Source organism: Tepidibacillus infernus (genome assembly GCF_048898065.1).
Lineage (GTDB): Bacteria > Bacillota > Bacilli > Tepidibacillales > Tepidibacillaceae > Tepidibacillus_B > Tepidibacillus_B infernus.
The window spans coordinates 773,101-798,552 of the sequence record NZ_JBLWFI010000001.1; the positions used below are offsets into that span (position 1 = coordinate 773,101).

The 25,452-nt window shown below is 34.7% G+C and carries 25 protein-coding genes and 1 pseudogene; 24 read left to right on the forward strand and 2 right to left on the reverse strand.

The window, feature by feature from the left end:
• Positions 1-199: 199 nt before the first annotated feature.
• The 3 genes and pseudogenes from yfmF (at position 200) to ymfI (ending at position 3,498) form a co-directional block, all read left to right on the forward strand.
• Positions 200-1,474, forward strand: coding sequence for an EF-P 5-aminopentanol modification-associated protein YfmF (gene yfmF / locus TEPIDINF_RS04005; protein WP_082732384.1), 1,275 nt, complete (start codon positions 200-202; stop codon positions 1,472-1,474).
• A pseudogene (gene yfmH, locus TEPIDINF_RS04010) lies at positions 1,474-2,742 on the forward strand (EF-P 5-aminopentanol modification-associated protein YfmH). Before yfmF ends, yfmH begins: the two are co-directional and overlap by 1 nt.
• Before the next feature lie 24 nt (positions 2,743-2,766).
• The gene (gene ymfI, locus TEPIDINF_RS04015) at positions 2,767-3,498 is read left to right on the forward strand and encodes an elongation factor P 5-aminopentanone reductase (protein ID WP_068723969.1); all 732 of its coding nucleotides are present in this window, start codon (positions 2,767-2,769) and stop codon (positions 3,496-3,498) included.
• Here ymfI and TEPIDINF_RS04020 read toward each other — a convergent pair.
• A complete protein-coding gene (locus TEPIDINF_RS04020) occupies positions 3,470-4,285 on the reverse strand; it encodes a DUF116 domain-containing protein (protein WP_068723972.1) in 816 nt (271 codons plus the stop codon). The genes ymfI and TEPIDINF_RS04020 overlap by 29 nt on opposite strands.
• Before the next feature lie 155 nt (positions 4,286-4,440).
• Here TEPIDINF_RS04020 and TEPIDINF_RS04025 point away from each other — a divergent pair, with 155 nt between their 5' ends.
• The 18 genes from TEPIDINF_RS04025 (at position 4,441) to mnmM (ending at position 22,407) form a co-directional block, all read left to right on the forward strand.
• Positions 4,441-4,692, forward strand: coding sequence for a DUF3243 domain-containing protein (locus TEPIDINF_RS04025; RefSeq protein WP_068723974.1), 252 nt, complete (start codon positions 4,441-4,443; stop codon positions 4,690-4,692).
• A gap of 128 nt (positions 4,693-4,820) precedes the next feature.
• Positions 4,821-5,597, forward strand: coding sequence for a DUF3388 domain-containing protein (locus TEPIDINF_RS04030; protein ID WP_068723976.1), 777 nt, complete (start codon positions 4,821-4,823; stop codon positions 5,595-5,597).
• Positions 5,598-5,612: 15 nt separating this feature from the next.
• On the forward strand, positions 5,613-6,506 hold the full coding sequence (locus tag TEPIDINF_RS04035) for a helix-turn-helix domain-containing protein (RefSeq protein ID WP_068723978.1): 894 nt from the start codon (positions 5,613-5,615) through the stop codon (positions 6,504-6,506).
• Positions 6,507-6,612: 106 nt separating this feature from the next.
• Positions 6,613-7,959, forward strand: a complete 1,347-nt coding sequence (gene rimO, locus TEPIDINF_RS04040; RefSeq protein ID WP_068723981.1) for a 30S ribosomal protein S12 methylthiotransferase RimO — start codon at positions 6,613-6,615, stop codon at positions 7,957-7,959.
• Positions 7,943-8,527, forward strand: a complete 585-nt coding sequence (gene pgsA, locus TEPIDINF_RS04045) for a CDP-diacylglycerol--glycerol-3-phosphate 3-phosphatidyltransferase (protein WP_068723984.1) — start codon at positions 7,943-7,945, stop codon at positions 8,525-8,527. Before rimO ends, pgsA begins: the two co-directional genes overlap by 17 nt.
• A 60-nt stretch (positions 8,528-8,587) precedes the next feature.
• The gene (locus TEPIDINF_RS04050; RefSeq protein WP_068723986.1) at positions 8,588-9,835 is read left to right on the forward strand and encodes a competence/damage-inducible protein A; all 1,248 of its coding nucleotides are present in this window, start codon (positions 8,588-8,590) and stop codon (positions 9,833-9,835) included.
• A 5-nt stretch (positions 9,836-9,840) separates the two neighbouring features.
• Positions 9,841-11,430, forward strand: a complete 1,590-nt coding sequence (locus tag TEPIDINF_RS04055) for a DEAD/DEAH box helicase (protein WP_068723988.1) — start codon at positions 9,841-9,843, stop codon at positions 11,428-11,430.
• A gap of 111 nt (positions 11,431-11,541) precedes the next feature.
• Complete coding sequence (gene recA, locus TEPIDINF_RS04060; RefSeq protein WP_068723990.1) at positions 11,542-12,588, forward strand: recombinase RecA; 1,047 nt, start codon at positions 11,542-11,544, stop codon at positions 12,586-12,588.
• A gap of 72 nt (positions 12,589-12,660) precedes the next feature.
• Positions 12,661-13,329 carry a RecX family transcriptional regulator gene (locus TEPIDINF_RS04065; protein WP_068723993.1) on the forward strand — a complete coding sequence of 223 codons (669 nt, stop codon included), beginning with the start codon at positions 12,661-12,663 and terminating at the stop codon, positions 13,327-13,329.
• 150 nt (positions 13,330-13,479) lie between these two features.
• The gene (gene rny, locus TEPIDINF_RS04070; RefSeq protein ID WP_068723995.1) at positions 13,480-15,018 is read left to right on the forward strand and encodes a ribonuclease Y; all 1,539 of its coding nucleotides are present in this window, start codon (positions 13,480-13,482) and stop codon (positions 15,016-15,018) included.
• Between the two features lie 116 nt (positions 15,019-15,134).
• Positions 15,135-15,935 (forward strand): TIGR00282 family metallophosphoesterase, encoded by an 801-nt coding sequence (locus tag TEPIDINF_RS04075; protein ID WP_068723997.1) that lies wholly within the window; start codon positions 15,135-15,137, stop codon positions 15,933-15,935.
• A 118-nt stretch (positions 15,936-16,053) separates the two neighbouring features.
• Positions 16,054-16,314 (forward strand): stage V sporulation protein SpoVS, encoded by a 261-nt coding sequence (gene spoVS / locus TEPIDINF_RS04080; RefSeq protein ID WP_068723999.1) that lies wholly within the window; start codon positions 16,054-16,056, stop codon positions 16,312-16,314.
• Positions 16,315-16,379: 65 nt separating this feature from the next.
• Entirely contained in the window at positions 16,380-17,339 is a 960-nt protein-coding gene (locus TEPIDINF_RS04085; protein WP_421691391.1) for a dipeptidase, read from the forward strand.
• Between the two features lie 275 nt (positions 17,340-17,614).
• Positions 17,615-19,348, forward strand: a complete 1,734-nt coding sequence (locus tag TEPIDINF_RS04090) for a 2-oxoacid:acceptor oxidoreductase subunit alpha (RefSeq protein ID WP_153012003.1) — start codon at positions 17,615-17,617, stop codon at positions 19,346-19,348.
• Positions 19,349-20,215 carry a 2-oxoacid:ferredoxin oxidoreductase subunit beta gene (locus tag TEPIDINF_RS04095; protein WP_068724001.1) on the forward strand — a complete coding sequence of 289 codons (867 nt, stop codon included), beginning with the start codon at positions 19,349-19,351 and terminating at the stop codon, positions 20,213-20,215.
• A gap of 265 nt (positions 20,216-20,480) precedes the next feature.
• A complete protein-coding gene (gene pduL, locus TEPIDINF_RS04100) occupies positions 20,481-21,059 on the forward strand; it encodes a phosphate propanoyltransferase (RefSeq protein ID WP_068724004.1) in 579 nt (192 codons plus the stop codon).
• A 47-nt stretch (positions 21,060-21,106) separates the two neighbouring features.
• A complete protein-coding gene (locus TEPIDINF_RS04105; RefSeq protein ID WP_068724006.1) occupies positions 21,107-21,847 on the forward strand; it encodes an MBL fold metallo-hydrolase in 741 nt (246 codons plus the stop codon).
• Positions 21,847-22,407: a tRNA 5-(aminomethyl)-2-thiouridylate-methyltransferase MnmM gene (gene mnmM, locus TEPIDINF_RS04110; RefSeq protein WP_069799985.1), complete on the forward strand. Its 561-nt coding sequence runs from the start codon at positions 21,847-21,849 to the stop codon at positions 22,405-22,407. The genes TEPIDINF_RS04105 and mnmM overlap by 1 nt, the downstream gene beginning before the upstream one ends.
• A gap of 86 nt (positions 22,408-22,493) precedes the next feature.
• Here mnmM and TEPIDINF_RS04115 read toward each other — a convergent pair whose 3' ends face one another.
• Positions 22,494-22,697 carry a hypothetical protein gene (locus tag TEPIDINF_RS04115; RefSeq protein WP_068724010.1) on the reverse strand — a complete coding sequence of 68 codons (204 nt, stop codon included), beginning with the start codon at positions 22,695-22,697 and terminating at the stop codon, positions 22,494-22,496.
• Between the two features lie 162 nt (positions 22,698-22,859).
• On the opposite strand from TEPIDINF_RS04115, the gene miaB reads away from it, so the two are divergent.
• From miaB to cotE, 3 genes are all read left to right on the forward strand, one after another.
• Positions 22,860-24,371, forward strand: coding sequence for a tRNA (N6-isopentenyl adenosine(37)-C2)-methylthiotransferase MiaB (gene miaB, locus TEPIDINF_RS04120; protein ID WP_068724013.1), 1,512 nt, complete (start codon positions 22,860-22,862; stop codon positions 24,369-24,371).
• Positions 24,355-24,768 (forward strand): YlbF family regulator, encoded by a 414-nt coding sequence (locus TEPIDINF_RS04125; RefSeq protein WP_068724015.1) that lies wholly within the window; start codon positions 24,355-24,357, stop codon positions 24,766-24,768. Before miaB ends, TEPIDINF_RS04125 begins: the two co-directional genes overlap by 17 nt.
• Before the next feature lie 99 nt (positions 24,769-24,867).
• Positions 24,868-25,437, forward strand: a complete 570-nt coding sequence (cotE, locus tag TEPIDINF_RS04130; RefSeq protein WP_068724018.1) for an outer spore coat protein CotE — start codon at positions 24,868-24,870, stop codon at positions 25,435-25,437.
• The last annotated feature ends 15 nt before the right edge of the window (positions 25,438-25,452 follow it).

Genomic DNA, 25,452 nt, shown 5'->3' on the forward strand with positions numbered 1-25,452 from the left:
GGAATGCTTTGTTTAGATCCTAATTGTGGTCGTATTAACGAAATAAAAGAGGACCAAGTCATTTATGAAAGTGATTTATAAAGTGAAGAAGGGGGTAAATAGCCTCCTTTTTATTTTGTAAAGGCAAGAATAAAGATTATAATAGAGAATATGGTGAAAGATGGTAGTTGGATGATAATAGGAAGGAGTTGTATTACTGTTGAGACTATCTACTTCTCAAATAAATAATATAACGGTTCATTATTTGCAAACAAATAAATTCAAAACAAATACGATTGTTCTAAATATCGTCCAAGAGTTAACAGAAGAGGATGTTACAAAAATATCGTTGATCCCCAATATCTTGAAAAGAGGGACTGCTCATTTACTTTCAAATCAAATGATTCAAGAAAAATTAGATCAATTATATGGAGCATTATTCCATGTCAACGTCTTTAAAAGAGGAGAAAAGCAAATCGTCCAGTTTAATTTAGAAGTAGCAAACGAAAAGTTTATCAAAGAAGCAATAAATATATTAGCACAGTCCTTACACCTATTAAGTGATTTGTTAACAAATCCTTATACAGTGGATGAGGGGTTTAACCCTGATTTTGTCCAATCAGAAAAGCAATTATTAGCGAATCGTATCAATAGTATTTTGGATGATAAAATCCAATATGCTGAAATGAAGATGATCGATCATATGTGTAAGGAAGAAAGGTACCACCTTTTACCTGATGGGAAAATTGAAGACTTGGATCATATAACCGCTAAAAATTTGTATGACTTTTACCAGAGTTGGGTAAAAACTTCCCCTATTGATTTATTTATTGTAGGGGATTTTAACTCTGAAGAACTGTTACTAGAGATTCAGCGTCTGTTTCATATTAATCATCGTAAGGTGAAATCATTGTCTCCTACACAAGTACATGTACCCGTTAATCAAGAGAAAGTCATCGTTGAAGAGCTTGATGTGAAGCAAGGAAAATTAAACATTGGTTTAAGAACCTTTACAAGTATTCAAGATGATGATTATGTTGCATTGCTCTTATATAATGGAATCCTTGGTGGTTTTTCCCATTCTAAATTATTTGTTAATGTAAGGGAAAAAGCTAGTTTAGCCTATTATGCTGTTTCAAGATTGGATAGTCATAAAGGAATCATGACCATCCAAAGTGGAATTGAAATTGAAAATTATGATAAAGCAGTTCAGATCATTAAAGAGCAATTGAAATTGATGAAAGATGGGCAGATCTCTAACCAAGAATTTGAACAAACGAAGGCTGTTTTATCTAATCAATTAAGAGAGATGCTTGATCGTCCTAGAAAGTTGATTGACTTTGAATATCATTCTGTATTAAGTCAAAAAAATCGATCTTTGGATCAAATATTAAAGGAAATTGAAAGAACAACCATTGATGAGATTACCCAAGTAGCTCAAAAAATCAAAATAGATACGATTTATTTTTTAAAAGATAGAAAGGACAGATCTTGATGGAAAAAATCTTTTTTGAACAATTAGCTGAAACAGTATACTCAGAACAGTTAACAAATGGATTACGTGTTTTTGTGCTCTCTAAAAAGGATTATCAAAAAACATATGCAACCTTTACGACTAGATATGGGTCGATTGATCGTTCTTTCAAGATAGATGGGCAGTTGTTTAATGTACCGGATGGTATTGCTCATTTTTTGGAGCACAAAATGTTTGAAGAAGAAGATGGGGATATTTTTAATCGTTTTGCAATGCAGGGAGCTCAAGTTAATGCTTTTACAAGCTTTGATCGAACTACCTATCTTTTCTCAAGCACACAAAACGTAAAGGAAAATCTTAACACCTTATTAGATTTTGTTCAACATCCTTATTTTACAGATGAAAATGTTGAGAAAGAAAAGGGAATTATCGCACAAGAAATAAGAATGTATGATGATAATCCAGATTGGAGACTTTATTTTGGATTAATTCAATCTTTGTATTCAAACCATCCCATTCATATTGATATTGCTGGGTCAGTAGAATCTATTTATCAAATCACAAAGGAACAATTAGATCTTTGTTATCAAACATTTTACCATCCAAGCAATATGGTACTTTTTATTGTTGGTGGAATTGATCCAATAGAAATTCTCAAAGTAGTTGAAGAAAATCAATCTCAAAAAGTCTTTACTAAAAGAAAAAAAGTTGAGCGAAATTACCCTCCACAAGATGCTGAAGTGAAAGATCGCAACAAGATTCAGTTAACAGTTTCAATACCAAAAGTTTTAGTTGGATTTAAAGATCAACAAATAGGGTTAACTGGTAAAGATTTTTTATAAAGAGAATTTGGTATTCAAATTTTGTTAGAAATGATCTTTGGTACTGGATCGGATTTATATCAGGAACTTCTTGATCAAGGATTAATTGATGAAGACTTTGGCTTTGAATATCAAATAGAGAATCAATATGGTTTTTCTTTAATTGGGGGTAATAGTAAGGATCCAGACAAATTTATCAATCGAGTGAAAGAGGTATTAGAAAAGAAAAAAACAGGTGGGTTAAATCTTGATGATTTTAATCGAGTTAAGAAAAAGAAAATTGGGGACTTCCTAAGGAAAATGAATTCCCCTGAATATATTGCAAACGAATTTACACGATATATTTTTAATGAAGCGATATTGTTTGATGTATTGCCAACTCTTGAGAGTTTAAACCTATCAGATATTACAGTTCAACTAGAACATTTCAATTTTGAGCAAATGGCTGTTTCAATTGTACATTCTTAGGGAAAGCTGAGGAGAAAAACGGGAATGAAAAATATAGCGTTAGTTACTGGTGCTTCAGGTACCATTGGCTCTGCAATTGCAAAACATTTACTACTGAATAATATCGAAGTTATTATGCAATATCACCAACATCTTGATCGAATAAAAGAAATAGAACAACAGTTTATTAATCATCAGGTTAGGTTGTGGACGATACAAGCAGATTTATCAACAATAGAAGGGATCAATAATCTGTTTTTACATATTGCCCGACTTGGGTTACATCCTAGTATTCTTATAAATGCAGCAGGAATTTCTCATTATGGTCTTATCCAAGATGTCAGTTTTAAGGAATGGCAAAAGGTCATTCATTCACATGTATTGAGTGCGTATTTTTGTTCACAAAAAGTGATTCCAGAAATGATAAAGAATAAATATGGGAGAATCGTTAATATTTCTTCAATCTGGGGTGAAAAAGGAGCAGCCAATGAAGTTTTATATTCAATGGCAAAAGGAGCAATCAATACATTCACGAAAGCGCTAGCAAAAGAACTTGCTCCTTCAGGCATTACCGTTAATGCAATTGCTCCAGGAATAGTGATGTCGGATATGATGGCGAATTTTTCTCAGCTGGAACTTGAGGAAATGAAGAAAGAGATACCACTTCAACGTTTTGCTAGTCCATCTGAAATTGCAGAATGGGTTTATCATTTTTTAGATTCAAATTCCGCTTACGTAACAGGTCAAATTATTCATATCGATGGTGGCTGGAATTAAGCTTTACATCAAGAAAGAAATCAATCGATGATTTTAATTGATCCAAATCTACTAATGTATTTGTGCAAGGACCTTCTGGGCGAGTGTTGGCAATTGCAAGCACTGGAATATGTGAAGGCACATCTTTTACTCCTGCGTACAGGTCACGTTCACAAGCAACAGCGATAATACCTTTTGACTTCTTTTCTTTTAATATTTCTCTCGCTTGCGACCCACCAGCTGCGATATGAAAGTTTAAATGATAACTTTTGGTAAGCTCTATAAGTTCTTCCCTCGTTTGCTTTGATAAGCAACGAGGGACTAAAATTAAAAGTTCATCTTTTGCAATCGGTTGATAGAGAATACGTGTCAAATGATTCCCAACCTGTAGCATGGAATGGACGATCCGATCGTATGAAAAACCTAATTTTTTTCCTATTCCTAATGAGATTTTGGTGATTATTAAATCTGCTAATTGTTTATCTTTGAGATAAAAAACAAAAGGTTTTTTCAACCATAATGTTAATAGAAACAAAATAAAATAAGTAAGGATAAGAACAGTTATACTGATTGTAAGCCAATTTATAAAATTATGAGTCATAAAATTAGATATATGAGGTCGTATAAAAAAATAGACTGTCCAAATCAACCCTAGTAAAAGGATATTTGTGAGTGAGACTAGAGATAAAAATAATTTCGAATCTGTTGCAAGATTCCCCTCATTTTGTTCAATTTGCCCATTCCAATTTTCCCATTCATCACCTAATCGTCTTGGTTTAAGTTCAACGTATTCTTGCTTAGAATTCATTTCATCAATCCCTTTCATTGTTAATATATCAATATTTTGTAACGTATTATTCTTTTTTATTCACCTTTTTTTGTATAAAATATGTTAAAAACATACATATTACAAAATGAACGGAAAAACTATCCGTAAAATTCTAAACAGGAGGTTAAAAATCTATGTCAGTATTAGATAATTTTTCTAATTGGAAGAATTTTTTAAATGAACGGGTGGATCAAGCTCAAAAAATGGGAATGAATAATGAAACCATTTCTAATCTTGCATACCAGATAGGAGATTATTTAGCAGCACAAGTAGATCCAAAAAATAATGAAGAAAGATTATTAAAAGAATTATGGGATGCAAGTAACGAAGAGCAACAAAAAACATTAGCACAAGTTATGGTAAATATGGTTGATAAAAAACAATAATAAAAACCCTTCAAAAAATTGCCCCTCTGATGGGGCTTTTTTTTCAGTTTTTTTTTAAAATTAAAAGGAAATCTATCCATGATGTAGAATAACTCACAGTATGAAACTAAGCTGAGTGAGGTTTTAAAATGAATGTTGAACATCAATGGTATCTGGAATATCAAATTCATAAAAATAGGCCGGGACTATTAGGAGATATTTCTTCGATTTTGGGTATGATGTCTATTAACATTGTTACAATAAATGGAGTAGACCTGCAAAAAAGAGGAATGATTCTTCAAACGAATGACGAAGAGAAAATCAAATTATTAGGTGATGTGTTAAAATATATTGAAAATATTACAATCACTGCTTACAGGCCTCTAACTATACTCGATCGTCTTGCTGTAAGACACGGTCGGTATATTTGTAGGGATGTAACTGATAATAAAACATTTCGTTTTACTAGAGACGATCTAGGTTTATTAGTCGATTTCTTAAGCGAAATATTTAAGAAGCAAGGACATCAAGTAATTGGAATTAGAGGAATACCGAGAGTAGGAAAAACGGAATCTGTTGTAGCTGGTAGTGTCTCTGCGAATAAACGATGGACCTTTATCTCTTCTACATTACTTAGACAAACGGTTAGAAACCAATTAGCAGATGATGAATTTAATACAGATAATGTTTTTATTATTGATGGAATTGTATCTACTCTTCGATCTAATGAAAGACACCATTCATTAGTAAGAGAAATTATGAGAATGCCTGCAACAAAAGTAATTGAGCACCCAGATATTTTTATTAGAGAAACAGAATTTGACAATGATGATTTCGATTATATCATTGAACTACGCAATCATAATGATGAGGAAATCAGTTACGATTTGATCAACACAGGATTTTCATCTTTTGATATTAGTTAGAATGGAGGTGTATTTATGTCTGAATTAGGAAATATGCTTAAAGAAGTACGCATAAAAAAGGGGTATACAATTGAAGAGATACAAGAAATTACGAAGATACGTTCAAGATATATTCAGGCAATAGAAGATGGGAATTTGGATAAACTGCCAGGACAATTTTATGCCAAAGCCTTTATTAAAAGTTATGCAGAAGTATTGGAACTGGACCCAAGTGTGTTGGAAGAATACGAATCCTCGCTTAACTATTCAAAACCTGAGGAGATCACCATACACCAAGATTATCAATCCATGGCTGGACCTCCATCAAAATGGGGAAAATGGTTAGTTAAATCCCTTGTTTATATCTTAATAGGATTAATTTTATTGTTTATTTACAGGTTTATCGTTACCAATTTTGAAAAACAGCCAGAAACCATACCTGGGAAATCGATCGAGAAAATTGACTTTAGCACTACAGAACCACCACCTAAAAAACAGGAACAGGATCAAACTTCTACAAATAATGGGCAAAATTCAACAATAAATCCTGGAAAAGAAAACCAGCAAACAAAGTCTAATCTACAAATAACGAAGGTAAATTCTTCTACTTATAAAAATAGACCAATGGATGTATATGAAATTTTAGCACCAGTAAATGAAAAGGTGGAACTTCAATTAAAATTTATTGGAGAAAGTTGGTATGATATTCGTCAAGTTGATGCAAAGGGAAAACAGATCATGACAGGAATAATGAACAATGGCCAAGAAACTGAAAAAATAAAGTTAGACCAACCAATATGGGTTCATTTGGGTTATGCTGCTAATGTTGAACTCTATATAAACGATGAAAAAATAAAGGCAGGAATTGAAGATGGCCCCAAATACATTTCTATAGTAAGGAAGGAACCTTCAACACAAGTAAACCAATAGGAACAGACAAGACCTAGGCCTCCTCTTTGAGGCCTTTTTGACACTTTTTTTTTCTTGTATTATACTTGGTGAAGAATTAAGGCTTGGTAGAAAGTTGGGGGAATGAATGAAGCAAAAAAAGGTGTCAATTGTTACTTTAGGGTGTGAAAAAAACTTAGTAGATTCTGAGATTATGTTAGGCTTAGTGGAAAAAGAGGGTTACTCCATTACACAAAATAAAGATGAAGCTGATGTTATTATTGTTAATACTTGTGGTTTTATTGATGCTTCTAAAGAAGAGTCAGTGAATACCATATTAGATATGGCAGATTACAAATCGACTGGGAGGTTAAAGTCGTTAATTGTTACAGGATGTCTAAGCCAACGATACAAAGAGGAATTATTAAAGGAAATGCCTGAAATTGACGGAATCGTTGGCACTGGTGACTTTGATCAAATAGTAGAAGTAATTAAAGACTCTTTAGCTGGAAAAAAACCAATTCTTATTGGTAATCCAGTATTTTCTTATGAACAATCTTTACCTCGAAAACGATCAACACCTTTTTATTCTGCTTATATCAAAATAGCTGAAGGTTGCGACCATTCTTGTACTTTTTGTGTGATTCCTTCATTAAGAGGAAAGTTTAGAAGTCGTGGAATTCCATCCATTATTAACGAAGCAAAAGATCTTGTTGCTCAAGGAGTTAAAGAAATTAGTATCATTGCACAAGATACTACATATTATGGGATGGATAAATATGATAAAATAATGTTATCGGAACTTATTAATGAATTATCAATGATTGAAGACTTAGAATGGATTCGCCTTCACTATCTGTATCCGGGATACTTTTCTGATGAACTAATTGAGCTTTTTGCAACGAACCCCAAGTTATGCAAATATATTGACATGCCATTACAACATAGTGAAGATCATATTCTAAAAAAAATGCGTAGACCTGGACAACAAACCGATATAAGGGCATTAATTGAAAAAATCCGCACTCGTGTTCCCGATGTTGCATTAAGAACCTCTATTATTGTTGGATTTCCAGGAGAAACTGAAGAGGATTTCCAATCGCTACTTCATTTTATTCAGGAAGTTCAATTTGATCGCTTAGGGGTTTTTACTTATTCGGAAGAAGAAGGTTCCCCAGCAGCTCGCCTTCCTCAACAAGTCCCTCAAGATGTAAAAGAGAAGAGAGCAAATATTTTGATGGAAGTTCAGCGGGAAGTCGCAAAAAAAAGAAACGATCGTTTTATAGGTAAAGAATTAAAAGTATTATTAGAAAGATTTGACGAAAAAAGCCAAGTTTTTGTTGGTAGATCACAATTTGATGCTCCAGAAATTGATGGGGAAGTATTTGTGAGCATCAACAAGGCAAATATTGGAGATATCGTTAATGTGAAAATTACACATTCTTTTGAATTTGACCTCTTTGGGGAGGGTATAGAAAGTGAATCTTCCAAATAAAATTACACTTGCCAGAATCTTTTTAGTTCCACTAATCATGGTTTTTCTACTTATCAAATTTGATTTTGGAGAAATTATGATAGCTGGGAAAATTACAACATACAGTGAATTGATAGCGACGATCATCTTTATTATTGCTGCCAGTACAGATGGTTTAGATGGTTATATTGCTAGAAAAAGAAAGTTAGTTACGAACCTAGGGAAATTTTTAGATCCTTTGGCAGACAAATTACTAGTTACTGCTGCACTCATTTCCCTTGTTGAAATGCAACGTCTACCTGCTTGGATTGCTATTGTGATTATCAGTAGAGAATTTGCAGTCACTGGTTTACGCCTAGTTGCAGCTGCTGAAGGAAATGTGATTGCGGCAAGTAAACTTGGCAAATTAAAGACTGTGACACAAATTATTGCGATTGTCCTATTAATGCTTAACAATTTTCCATTTTCTTATTTTAATATTGCCGTAGACCAATGGATGATTTGGATTGCTGTTTTAATGACGATTCTTTCAGGTGTTGATTATTTTCTGAAAAATAGGCATGTGATCAGAATAACTAAACACAGTTAAGAAAAATAGTAGGTAATAGCCTACTATTATCTTTTGGAAATGGAAGGAAGGAAAACGGTCATGTTAAAAGGTGAGGTTATTGCAGTAGGAACAGAACTTTTGTTAGGGCAAATTGCAAATACAAATGCACAGTATATCTCGCAAAAAATGGCTGAATTAGGGGTTCCGATCTATTATCATGTAACTGTTGGAGATAACGGTGAGCGACTTAAAGAAGTCATTAAACAAGCTCAGACACGTTCAAACTTGATCATATTAACAGGTGGTTTAGGGCCTACACAAGATGATCTTACAAAAGAGAGTGCGGCAGAGTTGTTAAATCTTCGTATAGTCCTTGACGAGCCTTCATTTGCGAAGATCATTTCTTTTTTTGAACAGAGAAAGACCACAATGACAGAGAACAATAAAAAACAAGCAATGGTGATTGAAGGAAGTGAAATTTTTCCTAATGATCACGGTTTGGCTCCTGGCATTGCTGTTCAAAAGGAAGGAATTCATTATATTTTCCTTCCTGGACCCCCAAGTGAAATGAGACCAATGGTTGACCGATACTTTGTACCGTGGATAAAAAAACAATACCAAGGACATATTTTTTATTCCAAAGTGATGAGATTCATGGGAATCGGCGAATCAGCCCTTGAAGAAAGGATTGTTGACTTGATAGAAAAACAAGAGAACCCTACGATAGCACCCTTAGCAAAAGATGGGGAAGTAACTATACGTTTAACAGCACATGCAAGTACAGAAAATGAAGCTTTAAGCATAATTGAACCGGTTGAAAATGAGATCCATCATCGTTTGAAAAATCACCATTATGCTAATGGTGAGGAAGGAATAGAAGAAGTTGTTTTTCACTTACTAGATCGCCTACAGTTAACCTTATCTGCTGCAGAAAGTTGTACAGGTGGATTGCTTGGAAGACAATTAACAAGGATTTCTGGAAGTTCAAAAGTATATAAAGGCGGGGTCATCTGTTACAATAATGAAATCAAACACCATATACTTCATGTGCCAATAGAAATTCTTGATAGTAAGGGTGCTGTAAGCATGGAGACTGCTGAAATATTGGCAAATGAAAACCGTAAATTATTCAATACTGATCTATCTGTATCTATAACCGGTATTGCAGGTCCTGATCCGGTTGAAAATAAACCAGTTGGTTTGGTTTATATTGGAATTAGTGAAAAAGGAAAGAACACGGTAGTAAAAGAAATCCATCTGTCTGGAAGTCGGACATTTATTCAGCTCCGGGCAGCCAAATATGCTTATTATTACTTATGGGAAAGACTAAAAGAAAGGTTGACATAAGATTTATGAATCAATTTTCACAATTATCGTTACAACAAGATATTAATCGAGCTATTCATGAGATGGGATTTGAAGAACCCTCTCCTATTCAGCAGGCATGTATTCCCGTCATATTAAAAGGTAAAGATGTAATTGGTCATGCTCAAACAGGTACAGGAAAAACAGCAGCATTTGGTATTCCAATCGTTCAACTCGTTACAAAACAACCAAAAGTTCAAAGTATTGTTCTTACTCCTACTCGAGAATTAGCAATTCAAGTATCAGAAGAACTGAGGAAAATTGCCAAATACAAACGACTTAAAGTATTGCCTATTTATGGAGGACAATCAATAGGACATCAAATTCGTGCACTTAAACAAGGAGTACATATTGTAATAGGTACACCTGGCAGAGTTCTAGACCATATACGTAAAAACACATTACAACTACAGGATGTAAAGATGTTTGTGTTGGATGAGGCAGATGAAATGCTAGACATGGGTTTTATTGATGATATTGAAGAAATCATTCGTAAGACTCCTAATGATCGACAGACATTATTATTCTCAGCAACCATGCCATATGAAATTAAAAAACTAGCAAATCGCTACTTAAAAAATCCTGAAGTTATATCTATGAACAGAGGTGAAGTCACAGCACCTTCTATTGAACAAGTTTATTATAAAGTTCTGGAAAATAATAAATTAGATAGTCTATGTCGGATTATCGATCATCATGAAGTAGATTTAGGTATTATCTTTTGTCGAACCAAAAAGACTGTGGATGAGCTAACTGAATCATTGCTTGCAAGGGGATATATTGTCGATGGTTTGCATGGGGACTTAAGCCAAAATCAACGGGACAAAGTGATGAAGAGATTTAGGGAAAAAACAATTGAATTTTTAATTGCGACAGATGTTGCTGCTCGGGGAATAGATGTAGGGAACGTATCTCATGTTATTAACTATGATATCCCACAAGATCCTGAAAGTTATGTCCATCGAATAGGTAGAACAGGAAGAGCTGGAAAGACTGGTATTGCCATTACTCTTGTGACACCAAGGGAAATCAAATTGTTGAAAACAATTGAACAAGAAGTAAAAAATAAAATCACCCCACAGGAATTACCTACTATTGAAGAACTAAAATTGATTCAACAGAAACAATGGAAAAAACAATTGATTGATATAATAGAAAACAATCAAGAGAAGCTAGCAGATTTTAACCTTTTATTGGACGAGTTAGCGCAACAATATGATTGGAAAGAAATTGTTTCTGCTGCATTCAACTTGGCTTTTGTAGACAAATTTCTTTCCCAAAGTGTTCAAGATGAATACGATTTTGGAGAAACAGGTGCGAGACCTGGAATGGTTAGGTTTTTTATGAATATAGGACGAAATGTAGAGTTAACTCCGAAAGAGATTGTTCATATGATTTCAGAGGAGGTTGATATACCAGCACAATCGATTGGTAAAATCAACATTTTTGAAAAATTTTCATTTATTGAGGTTCCTGAGGAGGTAGCTCCATTTGTATATGAGGCTTTAAGATATTCAAGAGTAAATGGATATCGAATTGTTTTAGAGCCTGCTAGGCCTAAATCACAAAAAGTTTAGTTAAACAGCAAGAGAATAAACGTTCGTAAAAAACTCTTGTATATTTTTTAAATTCGGTATAAGATAAGTTTAAAGAGTGGTAGAAAATATTTTAGAAAAGGGGAGAAGACGGTGAGTGATCGTAAAGCTGCATTAGACATGGCGTTACGTCAAATAGAAAAACAATTTGGAAAAGGCTCCATTATGAAACTCGGGGAAGCCCATGCAGCCATGCAAGTTGAAACTGTATCAAGTGGCTCTTTGGCTTTAGATATTGCTTTAGGCATTGGTGGATATCCAAAAGGACGTATCATTGAGTTATATGGCCCTGAATCCTCAGGTAAAACAACTGTTGCTTTGCATGCAATTGCAGAAGTTCAAAAAATTGGTGGACAAGCTGCATTTATTGATGCTGAACATGCTTTAGACCCTCAGTATGCCAGGAATTTAGGAGTTAATATTGATGAACTTTTACTTTCCCAACCTGATACTGGTGAACAAGCTTTGGAGATTGCTGAAGCTTTAGTACGTAGTGGTGCAGTTGATATTATTGTTATCGACTCAGTTGCAGCCTTAGTCCCAAAAGCTGAGATTGAAGGCGAAATGGGTGATTCTCATGTAGGATTACAAGCAAGGTTAATGTCTCAGGCTTTAAGAAAATTATCAGGAGCTATTAGTAAATCAAAAACAATCGCTATTTTTATTAACCAAATTCGTGAAAAAGTTGGAGTGATGTTTGGCAACCCTGAAACAACACCTGGGGGTAGAGCATTAAAATTCTACAGCAGTGTTCGCTTAGAGGTTAGACGAGCTGAAACGATCAAACAAGGTAATGATATGGTGGGTAACAAGACAAAAATAAAAGTTGTAAAAAATAAGGTTGCTCCGCCATTTAAACAAGCTGACGTAGACATAATGTACGGTGAAGGTATTTCTAAAGAAGGTAGTTTATTAGATATCGGTTCGGATTTGGATATTATTGTAAAAAGTGGTGCGTGGTATTCTTTTAATGATGAGCGTCTTGGACAAGGCAGGGAAAATGCGAAACAATATCTAAAAGAGCATCCAGAGATTGCCGAATCAATAGAACAGAAGATAAGAGAATATCACAGTTTAGGTAAGGCTGTTTCTAAAAGTGCAACGGAAGAAGAGGAAGAAGAAGCCTTATTTGAAGTCTAAATGGGTATAGAATAAAGCACCTTTTTAAGGGTGCTTTATTTAATAATATTATTTTTTCAAGTGGTGAACGAGATGTCAAAATTAAAGATGATAACTAAAGTAGAACAGCAAAAAAATAACGCTAAGCGTTTTAATATTTATTTAGATGAACATTATGCATTTTCTGTTCACGAAGATATCTTAATCTCTTTTCGACTACTTAAAGGCAAAGAAATAGATGAAGAACTATTTATTAAAATCTTAGAAGAAGAAGAAAAGAATAAAATCAGGCAAAAAGCTTTGAAATATCTAAGTTATAGACATAGAACTGAAAAGCAAGTAAAACAACATTTGTTGGAACAAGGGTATGAGTTTGAACTTGTTCTCCATGTCATACGCCAATTAGAAGAACAGGAATGGATAAATGATAAACAATATGCAAATCAATTTGTTGAGCAAAGGATTCGTTTAAAACCTAGGGGGAAAAAATTAATAGCTTTAGAATTAAAAAGTAAAGGGTTAAATGATGAAGATATTGAAGAATCTTTAAATCAAATCGATGATGAAAAAGAATACCAGCTAGCATTACAATTAGCGAAAAAAAAGGTACATCAGTATCTTCATCTAGAATGGCATCAAGTTCAAAAGAAATTAGCATTTTTTTTGCAGAGAAAAGGGTTCTCCTATCCCATTATTAACCAAGTACTCCAAGAATTAAAGGATTGGTTTTTTGGACATCTTGACAACTATTCGCATGAATAATACAATTATGGTGCATATCTAGATTTGATATGATTATCATTTTCATATTTTTGTAAATTCTAGTTGAATAAGAAAAGATGAAATGAACGAGTTCAAAGGCCGAGCTGGGATCGGTCTTGTTTTTTAGGTAAGCAAAAGGAGGTGAACGTTATGGATTTTACAGAGATCGCCCTTTTGCTTGCGTCAACAACTGCAGGAATAGGTGTAGGTTATTTTATTCGCCGGTCCATTGCAGAAGCGAAGATCTCCAGTGCTGAGGAAGCAGCGAAACAAATCGTAGAAACAGCAAAGAAAGATGCTGAAGCTTCTAAGAAGGAAGTGATTTTAGAAGCAAAGGATGAGGTTCATAAGCTTAGAAGTGAAGCTGATCGAGATATTCGTGAACGCAGAAACGAAATTCAACGTCTAGAAAGAAGGTTATTGCAAAAAGAAGAAACCTTAGACAAAAAAATAGAATCGTTGGAGCGTAAAGAAGAAACTCTGAATCAAAAGGAGAAAAACATATTAGAGACGCGAGCAAAAGTTGAAGAATTATTACAGGAACAAGTTGCGGAATTAGAGAGAATCTCTGGACTAAGTACAGAAGAAGCAAAGCAAATGATCCTGGATAATGTTGAACGCGAAGTACGTCATGATGCTACTATGATGGTAAAAGAGATCGAGCAACAAGCTCGTGAGGAAGCAGATAAGAAAGCAAGAGAGATTATCACCACGGCTATACAACGTTGTGCAGCTGACCATGTTGCTGAAACCACAGTTTCCGTTGTAGCTCTTCCAAATGACGAAATGAAGGGTCGTATTATAGGGAGAGAAGGTAGAAATATTAGAGCCCTAGAAACTTTAACAGGGATCGACCTTATCATAGATGATACCCCTGAAGCAGTTATTCTTTCAGGATTTGACCCGATTCGACGTGAAATCGCAAGAACGGCATTGGAAAAGTTGGTAGCGGATGGTCGAATTCATCCAGCACGAATTGAAGAAATGGTTGAAAAGGCACGTAAAGAAGTTGATGAGCGAATTCGTGAATATGGTGAACAGGCCACTTTTGAAGTTGGGGTGCATAATTTACATCCTGACTTAATTAAAATCTTAGGACGACTTAAATTCAGAACAAGTTATGGTCAAAATGTATTGAAGCATTCGATAGAAGTTGCCCATCTATGCGGACTTATGGCTACCGAATTAGGTGAAGATGTTACATTAGCAAAACGAGCAGGATTACTTCATGATATTGGAAAGGCGATCGACCATGAAGTTGAAGGATCTCATGTTGAGATTGGGGTAGAGTTAGCGAAGAAATATAATGAACATCCTGTAGTGGTAAATGGTATTGCATCCCATCATGGAGATGTAGAGCCTACTTCAATTATCGCGGTATTAGTAGGGGCAGCAGATGCGCTTTCTGCCGCAAGACCTGGCGCGAGAAGAGAGACTCTTGAAACTTATATCAAACGATTAGAGAAATTAGAAGAGATATCAGAATCCTTTGATGGCGTGGAAAAGTCTTATGCTATACAAGCTGGTAGAGAAGTTAGAATAATGGTTAATCCAGAGCATATTGATGATAATGAATCCTATATTCTTGCTAGAAATATTACAAAACGAATCGAAAATGAGCTCGATTATCCTGGGCATATCAAAGTAACCGTAATTAGGGAGACAAGAGCTGTAGAATATGCAAAATAAAGTGGCGAATGCCACTTTATTTTTTTCAGATATGATTCAGTTATGATATTGTATAAAAAGGTATGATTAGTAAATGATTTTAAGATGGTATACATAAAATCAAGGAGTGAAAATCGTTGAGAATTTTATTTTTTGGTGATATTGTCGGTTCGATTGGGAGATCTGCTTTAAAAGATCATTTATTGAAAATTAAGGAGAGATATCAACCGCATATCATCATAGCAAATGCTGAGAATGCAGCTTCAGGAAGGGGCATTAATAAGAAAATTGTAAAAGAATTCTTCGAATTGGGGATTCATGTGCTCACGATGGGAAATCACACATGGGATCAGAAAGAGATTTATGAGTTTATTGATGATTATAAAAATTTAATACGGCCTGCTAACTTTCCTATCGGGACACCGGGAAATGGATACACAATTATCAACTTTAATGCATATAAATTAGCAGTTATCAATATTCAAGGAAGAACTTTCTTGCCTCCTTTAGATTGTCCATTCCGAAAGGCAAATGAAATTATAGAAAAAATTAAAAGTATAACCCCAAATATCATTGTCGACTTCCATGCAGAAGCGACATCTGAAAAACAAGCAATGGGTTGGTATTTAGACGGTCTAGTTTCTGCAGTTGTTGGTACACATACCCATGTCCAAACAGCTGATGATCGAATTCTACCAAAAGGTACAGCTTATATTACAGATATCGGAATGGTTGGCTCTTATGATGGGATCCTTGGTATGAGTAAAGAAGCTGTAATTGATAAATTTCTTACATCTTTACCACAAAGGTTTGAAGTTGACAAGAATGGAAGGTGGCAAATCAATGCCGTTATGATCGAACTTAATTCTGATACTGGCAAAGCAAAAAGTATAGAAAGAATTCGAATTGATCAAGAACATCCGTTATGGAATATGTAATGAAAGTTATTCGAAATTTTTTGATATTTTTCTTGGACTAGAAGGAATTTTTTAAGTATTGAACGAATATATATCATAGTAGTGTTCATCATCCATCATTCAAGGAGGGTTACAATCCATGGAAGTATTAAAAGTTTCAGCAAAATCTAGCCCCAACTCTGTTGCTGGTGCACTAGCTGGGGTGCTACGCGAACGTGGTGCCGCTGAGATTCAAGCGATTGGTGCAGGTGCACTTAATCAAGCTGTAAAAGCAGTAGCAATTGCTAGAGGTTTCGTTGCACCAAGTGGTGTTGACCTTATTTGCATCCCTGCATTTACAGATATTGTGATTGATGGCGAAGAAAGAACCGCTATTAAGTTGATCGTTGAGCCTAGATAAGTCCGACATTGAGAACCTGTTTTCCCCAAGGAAGACAGGTTTTTCTCCGTGTTTAGGAAAATGGAATGAAAAAAAATTCAAGAAAGGAAAGAAATAAATTGATCATTGATGCGCACACAGATGTCCTTTGGAAAATGTTAAATCATCCAGATATTGATTTTTATGAGGCAAGCAATCAATTAGATGTGAACTTTCCCAATATGGAAAAGGGAAATATCGACGTTCAGGTATTCGCTATTTTTGTTTCAACTTATTCTAAGACGTCTAGGTTTTCCATTGCTATGCAATCCATAGATGATTTTTATGAAAAGATTTTAAGACCTAATCAAATTCAATTAGCTACTAATTTTAAACAAATTGAATCGGGTTTAAAATTAGGAAGAAAAATAGCTTTATTATCACTAGAGGGTGCTGAAGCAATCGAAGGAGATTTGAGTAAACTAAGAGCCTTTTATCGTCTTGGTGTGAGAGCAATGGGTTTAACATGGAATCATGCTAATGAGGTTGCTGATGGAGTTGGAGAATCTAGAAATGGAGGGCTTACCTCGTTTGGCAGACTTGTTGTAGAAGAAATGAATCGCTTAGGAATGATGATCGATGTTTCCCATTTAGCTGAAACAGGGTTTTGGGAGGTTATTGAATTAACCAAAGCTCCTATTATTGCCTCACATTCAAATAGTAGACAAATTTGCAACCACCCAAGGAATTTAACAGATGAACAAATTCAAGCAATCATCGAAAATGGTGGTATGATCGGGGTTACCTTTGTTAGAGATTTTACAGCTCATAAGGAAGACCCAAATATTGAGGATTTAGTCAAACACATTGAACATATTGCAGAATTAGGGGGAATATCGAATATTGGATTAGGTTCCGATTTTGATGGTGCAACTCCAGTAGTTGGTTTGGAAAACGCCAGCAGAATAAATTGTTTAACGAATGTATTATCTAAACATTACCCAGATGATCAGGTGCAAGGCATTTTAGGTAAGAATTGGTTAAATTATTATAAAAAAATCTTATAATAATTACTAAACATTATTAAATATTGCGAAAAATGTAAAGATTCTTTGAAATAATGAGGAAATAACCGTTGATTTTAGAAAATAAGCAATATATTTTGTTCCTGCATCTTCTAAAAACAAATACAATATTGTAAACGGTTTGCATTTTTCTTGAATAAAGCATACACTTGAATAAGTTTCAGGTAATTGTAGATGTGAGGTGAAGGGGAGAAATTGAAAAAATAGTAGTTTCATAGAAACAGTTTTTAATTAACCATTTCAAAGGGGTGGAGAAAATGATTAATCAACTTTCTTGGAAAGTTGGCGGACAGCAAGGGGAAGGAATTGATAGTACAGGGGAAATTTTTGCTATTGCATTAAATCGTTTAGGATATCATTTATTTGGTTATCGTCATTTTTCATCCAGAATTAAAGGTGGTCATACAAACTATAAAATTCGTGTAAGCACTGAATCTATGAGAGCGATTTCAGACGACTTAGATATATTAATAGCTTTTGATCAAGAAACCATTGATTTGAACAGTAAGGAATTACGAAATGGTGGCGTCTTAATCGCAGATTCTAAATTTAATCCAGTTGTGACAAAAGAAAATATTCGTTTCTTTTCTGTCCCAATCACTGAAATTGCCCAGAATCTTGGTACTTCATTGATGAAAAACATGGTTGCTCTTGGTGCAACAAGTGCATTGCTGGGTTTACCTACAGAGATATTTAAAGAAATAGTAGAGGAAATGTTTTTGAAGAAAGGTCAAGAAGTTGTAAATAAAAATATGGAAGCACTTAATCAAGGTGCAGAATTTATCAATAAAGAAACAAATGGACCCTTAGAGGCTTTTCAACTTGCAAAAGCAGATGGGAAAAAGCGGCTCTTTATGACTGGTAATGAGGCTGTTGCACTCGGATGTATTTCAGCTGGAGTTCGCTTTATGTCAGCTTATCCAATTACACCTGCAACTGAAGTAATGGAATATTTGATTAAAAAATTGCCTCAGTTGAATGGTTCAGTTGTCCAAACTGAAGATGAAATAGCTGCTATTACGATGGCAATCGGTGCATCATATGGTGGTGCCCGTTCAATGACATCTACTTCTGGACCTGGTCTTTCTTTGATGCAGGAAGCAATCGGTTTAGCTGGTATTACAGAGACTCCTATTGTTATTATCGATGTGCAAAGAGGAGGCCCAAGTACAGGCTTACCCACAAAAAATGAACAAAGTGACTTTAATGCGGCTCTCTACGGAAGTCATGGAGAAATTCCAAAAATTGTAATTGCACCAAACTCTGTTGAGGATGCATTCTATGATACAGTGCAAGCTTTTAATTTAGCTGATCAATATCAATGTCCTGTTATTGTGCTTACAGACTTAGCGTTAGGTATGGGGAAACAAACGGTGGAACCTCTAGATTATGATAGGATAGAAATTGATCGTGGCAAATTCTTAGGAAATGAAGAATTACCAGAATTGGAAGGCCCAATGTATAAGAGATATTTATTTACTGAGGATGGAATTTCTCCACGTGTCATTCCAGGTCAAAAACATGGTATTCATCATGTAACTGGAGTTGAACATGCTGAAACTGGAAGCCCTTCAGAAAATCCATTAAATCGTAAAAAGATGATGGATAAACGTCTAAATAAAATTAAGAATGTTAAATTTAATACCCCTGTTTATACTAAAGCGATGCATGATAATGCAGACCTATTAATTGTTGGTATTGGATCAACCCAAGGTGTTATTGCTGAAGCAATTGGTCGTTTAGAAAATGAAGGATTAAAAGTAAACCAAGCACATATTCGTTTGGTTGCACCATTCCCTAAGGATGAAATGAAAGCGTTAATGAGTAAAGCAAAAAAAGTAATTGTTGTTGAGAACAACGGTACAGGCCAAATTGCTAACTTGATCAAATTAAATGTTGGGATGGCTGAAAAAGTTCAAAGTCTCTTAAAATATGATGGTAATCCATTCTTACCTTCGGAAATTTATAATGGATGTAAGGGGTTGATGTAAATGGCAACATTTAAAGATTTTCGTAATGATATCAAACCAAACTGGTGTCCAGGCTGTGGAGATTTTGCTGTTCAGGCTGCTATTCAAAGAGCTGCAGCAAATATAGGAATAGAACCAGAAAATTTTGCTATTGTATCTGGAATTGGTTGTTCAGGGCGTATTTCCGGCTATATTAATGCTTATGGATTTCATGGTATCCATGGTCGTGCCCTTCCTATTGCACAAGGCTTAAAAATGGCAAATCGTGAATTAACGGTTTTAGCAGCTGGTGGTGATGGAGATGGATTTGCGATTGGAACCAACCATACCATTCATTCGATTCGTAGAAATATTGATATTACTTATGTGGTTATGGATAACCAAATTTATGGTCTAACAAAAGGTCAAACATCACCAAGAAGTGCTTTTGGTACAAAAACAAAAAGTACGCCAAAGGGATCAATTGAACCATCAATTCGACCTCTAGAATTAGCCATCTCAGCTGGAGCAGGATTTGTAGCTCAAGGATTTTCAGGAGATTTAGCACAATTAACTAAAATAATTGAAGAAGGTATGAAGCATAAAGGCTTTGCTTTTATCAATGTTTTTAGTCCTTGTGTAACTTTTAATAAGGTTAATACTTATGAATGGTTTAAAGAAAATATTATAAATCTTGATAACGATCCGGATTTTGATTCTTCTAACCGTTCATTGGCAGTGCAAAAGGTAATGGAACATGATGGATTGGTAACCGGTATTATTTATAAAGACAGCGAAAGAGAATCTTATGAAAATTTAGTTCCTAATTTTAAACAAACACCACTTATTAAGCAAGATATGAGCTTATCGCGGGAAGACTTTACATCTTTTTTAAAGGAATTTGAATAAGAAAATAGTTGAATAAAATAAAAGACCACCTTTTGGTGGTCTTTTATTTATAATATAAGAGGGTCAAGTAAAGGGTATTTCTCCCTAGATCTAGGATATCCAAACTTTTGCTCATTTATACAAAAAAAGAATTATTTTTCGTATAAATTGATATGATATTCAAAATATAAGCTTGTATTTCATTCGGTTTAATTTGTCATCTTGATAAAAAATAAGGTATAATATGTATTGGTTTTTTTTCATCACATATTAGGAAGGAGTTTTCATGATGAAAGTACCTGTAGGTATTTCCAATCGTCATATTCATCTCTCACGTAAAGATTTAGATATTCTATTTGGTGAAGGGTACGAGTTAACTGTACTCAAAGACCTATCCCAACCAGGTCAATTTGCTTCAGAAGAAGTTGTTACCATCGAAGGGCCAAAAGGAAAAATCAATAATATTCGTATTCTTGGACCCGTTAGAAAAGAAACACAAATTGAAATCTCAAGAACAGATAGTTTTGTTTTAGGGGTCAAACCACCTGTTCGTGATTCAGGCTATCTTGAAGGTACTCCAGGGGTTAAGGTTATTGGCCCAAAAGGAGAAGTTGAATTAGAAAAAGGTGTAATTATTGCTGCTCGCCATATTCATTTTCATACAACAGATGCCGAAAAATTTGGTGTAAGAGATCAAGATCGTTTACGTGTAGTTGTTGAAGGTGAACGTGGAGTTATTTTTGAAAATGTTTTGGCAAGGGTATCTCCTAATTATGCTTTAGATTTCCATGTAGATACAGATGAAGGGAATGCAGCTGGATTAAAAAATGGAGATATGGTTGAAGTATTAAAATATGAGGAATAAGATGAAAGCTTCCTATAAGGGAGCTTTTTCTCTAAGGGGGATTACAAATGAAGGTAACTGTTATAGGTTATCAATCACCATATCCTGGACCAGATCACGCCGGTCCTGGTTTTTTGTTAGAGCATGAGAAAAAGTATTATTTAATTGACGTAGGAAGTGGAGTACTTTCTCGTTTACAAAAAATGATTGATTTAAATAAACTAGATGCTGTCTTTATTTCACATTTACATCATGATCATATGAGCGATTTTCTTGTTCTTCAATACGCAATTCAAATGCAATTTATTATGGAAAGAAGGACAAAGCCATTACCAGTTTATTTTCCTGGCATTCCAAATCAAATTGCAGATCTGATCCCTTTTCAACATTTTATTGATCCACATATCATTGATGAGCAAACATTGTTATATTTAAATGACTTAGAAATTTCTTTTTTACGTACAGAGCATGCAGTACCTTGTTTTGCTATGAAATTTAAAACGAGGGAAAAAACTTTTGTTTATGGCGCAGATTCTGGCACCGGTACAAAGTGGTCTCCGTTTGCAGACCAAACAGATTTACTTATTTTAGAATGTACATATATGCAAAAAGACAGGCCTGCACGACCATCAGCCCATTTGGCAACATCTGATGTGGCAGAGATTAGCCAATGGTTAAAACCGAAACAGCTATTATTAACCCATTTTTATCCTAAGTATGATCCAAAGGAAATTGAAAAAGAAGTAGTTGACTATGGTGTTTTAGGAACGTTACATCTACCTGAGTTTGGAAAGGTTGTATTTGTCTAATGACTTTGTTTCATATCTTAACCTTTGCTCAAAACTTATTAAAGGAAAGAGTTCAGACTGGCGACATCGTGGTTGATTGCACCTGCGGAAACGGAAATGATACCCTTTTTTTAGCTCAATTGGTAGGAAAGAGTGGGAAAGTATATGGTTTTGACATCCAGCAACAAGCTATAGAAAAAACGAAGGAGTTATTAAAAGAGCACCAACTTTTAGATCAAGTTAAATGCATTCAAGACAGTCATGAGCACATAACACAATGGATTAACGAACCAATCACTGCAGCTATGTTTAACTTAGGATATTTACCAGGAGGAGACAAAAAAATAACAACCCATTATGATACGACAATTAAAGCGATAGAAGGTCTACTTCCTTTATTAAAGGTTAACGGATTGATTACCATAGCTCTTTATGTTGGACACGATGTGGGAAATGAAGCGAAAGAAGTAGAAAAGTTTTTAATGAGTCTGCCGCAAAAGCAATTTTCTGTATTAAAATATCAGTTTATTAACCAAGTTAACTTCCCCCCCTATTTGATTGTAGTCGAAAAGAAAAAATAATATTTTATAAAAGTAATGAAAAGAGAGTTATACTTTCTTTATTGGATCAAAAAGCAGCAGCCTACCGACTGCTGCTTTTCTTCTACCTATCCTTCATTAGGGGAGCCAACTTTCATTTTAAAACTAGGTTTTTTCCCTTTTAAACCTTCATTATGCTCAGGAAAATATTGATATCTTTGTGATTTAGCTTCTCTAGCTCGTGGCCTTCCAACAGGCTTATAGAATTCAGTCGCAAATTCTTCTCTAGCAAAATCTCTTTTGTTATGAAAGATATCATTATGGTTAGGCATATTTTCCCCCCTCTAGAATGGTATATCTATATTCTTCCCGTCTACATAATACTCATACGAACAGCCAATGAATTCCTTTAACTACGCATGAAAAATATGATATAATAATCATCGTGACTTCAAAAACAAAATTCTGAATTTGACATAAAAGGAGGTATTTAAATGGCAAAGGAGAATCCAACGGACTTAAAATCCGAACAGGATGTTTCAAAGTATTTTATTCCCCCTGATTTAAAAAAGGCAAAAAAACGTGGTAAAGAAGATGTAAAAGTGATTAGGGATTTTGATATTCCTGAAGATATGCAAAAAATTGGAAAAGGTAAGTATTATTTAGTTCGTACCTATGGGTGTCAAATGAACGCACATGACTCTGAAACAATGGCTGGTATTTTTGAAGCGATGGGATATCAAGAAACTGAAGAAGAAAATCAAGCGGATGTCATCCTTTTTAATACGTGTGCTATCCGCGAAAATGCTGAAGATAAGGTTTTTGGTGAACTAGGTAGACTTAAACACTTAAAATTAGAAAAACCTGATTTGATTTTAGGTGTGGCAGGATGTATGTCACAAGAAGAAAAAGTGGTCAATAAAATTCTTAAGTCATACCAACATGTAGATTTAATTTTTGGAACCCACAATATTCATCGTCTTCCAGATTTGTTAAGGGACGCTTTATTCAACAAAGAACTGGTTGTTGAGGTATGGTCTAAAGAGGGAGATATTATTGAACAGATGCCAAAGGTCAGGGAAAATGGCCTAAAAGCATGGGTAAATATCATGTATGGCTGTGATAAGTTTTGTACGTATTGTATCGTCCCCTATACTCGTGGAAAAGAGCGTAGCAGACGACCTGAGGACGTCATTGCAGAAGTACGAGAGCTTGCGCGTCAAGGCTATAAGGAAATAACGTTATTGGGACAAAATGTGAATGCGTATGGGAAAGATTTAGAAATTGATTATGGTTTTGGACATTTGTTGGATGACTTAAGAAAAATTGATGTTCCTAGAATTCGGTTTATGACAAGCCATCCAAGAGATTTCGATGACTATCTGATTGAAGTATTGGCGAAAAGAGGAAATTTAGTTGAGCATATTCATCTGCCATTCCAATCGGGTAATACTGAAGTTTTAAAAAAGATGGCAAGAAAATATTCTAGGGAACAATATCTTGAGTTAGTGAATAAAATTAAGAAGGCAATCCCAGATGTGGTATTAACCACAGATATCATTGTTGGATTCCCGGGAGAAACGGAAGAACAATTCCAAGACACCTTATCCTTGGTAGAGGAAGTAGGTTTTGATTCTGCTTATACTTTTATCTATTCTCCTCGTGCAGGTACTCCCGCAGCTATAATGGAGGACAGTATCCCGGAAGAAGTAAAAAAAGACCGTCTTCAACGCTTAAATGATCTGCAGAACAGAATAAGCCGTGAGCGGAATGAAGCATTAAAGGATCAAATTGTTGAAGTATTAGTTGAAGGTGAAAGTAAAAATGACCCCGAGGTCTTATCTGGTAGAACAAGAACGAATAAGTTAGTCAACTTTAAAGGGGATAAATCGCTAATTGGCCAAATGATTGATGTGCGAATTACGGAACCACAGACTTGGACTTTGAAAGGTGAAATTGTAGCTATGCCTTTAAAGGAGGAAATTCTTGATGTCGCAAATGGATAGGGAACAAATTCTTGAAAAAGTGAAGGAATTGGCCAATTCAATTTGTGAACAAGAGGAGATTCAAATTTATCAAAAAGCTGAACGTCAGATAAAGCACCATAGAAGAATACAGGAATTGATTGTTTTAATAAAAAAGAAACAACAGGAGTTAGTCAATGCAAAACATTTAAAAAAAACAAATTATATAAAACAACTTGAAAATGAATTAGATCTATTAAATAATGAACTTCATTCGATTCCCTTAGTTAGTCAATACCAACAAAATCAACGGGAGATTAACAGATATCTTCAATCAATTATTAAGCTTTTGAAGGAACAAATTTCAGATCAACTTTTATTCGATGAGGATGATCTTCCAAACCCGGAACTCGATCAGGTTTTTCAGTTGAAACTTTGACACCTACAGATCTTTCTGTAGGTTTTTTTATTGGTTTCTTTCACCATAGACATATGCCCTGCATACTATTAATTGAGAATCGATTGAGGAGGGTACAAAATGTTGCATACAGAAAAAGACCTGCAATGTCGAGAAATAATCACTAAAGCGGTCTGTGGTAAAGGACGAAAGTTCTCTAAAGCAACACATACCATAGTTCTCGATAACAAACCATCTAATATTCTGGGAAGCTGGGCAATTAACCATTCCTTTGAAGCTGAAAAAGTTGGCGACATGATTGAAGTAGTAGGTACTTATGATATCAACTTATGGTATTCATATGCGAATAATACGAAAACAACAGTAGCTACAGAAACAGTTTCTTATGTTGAACAAGTACCACTATCTTTTCTAGATAGTAACTGCACAAATAATCATCTAGAGGTCTCAGCAATAGCTACTCAAGCTCCTACATGCATAGATGCCAAAATCGCATCAAATGGAAATGCAGTCATGGTGGAAGTAGAGAGGGAGTTTTTAGTTGAAATTGTAGGGGAAACGAAAGTTTGTGTTGTGATTTGCCCAGGAGATTGTGACGACGACAAAGGATTCTTACTGGATGATGAAGATGTGGACACAGATGAAGCAGAAGATTTAGATCCATCTTTTATCATTGATGACTTAGAGTAATGAGAGTGGTAAAAA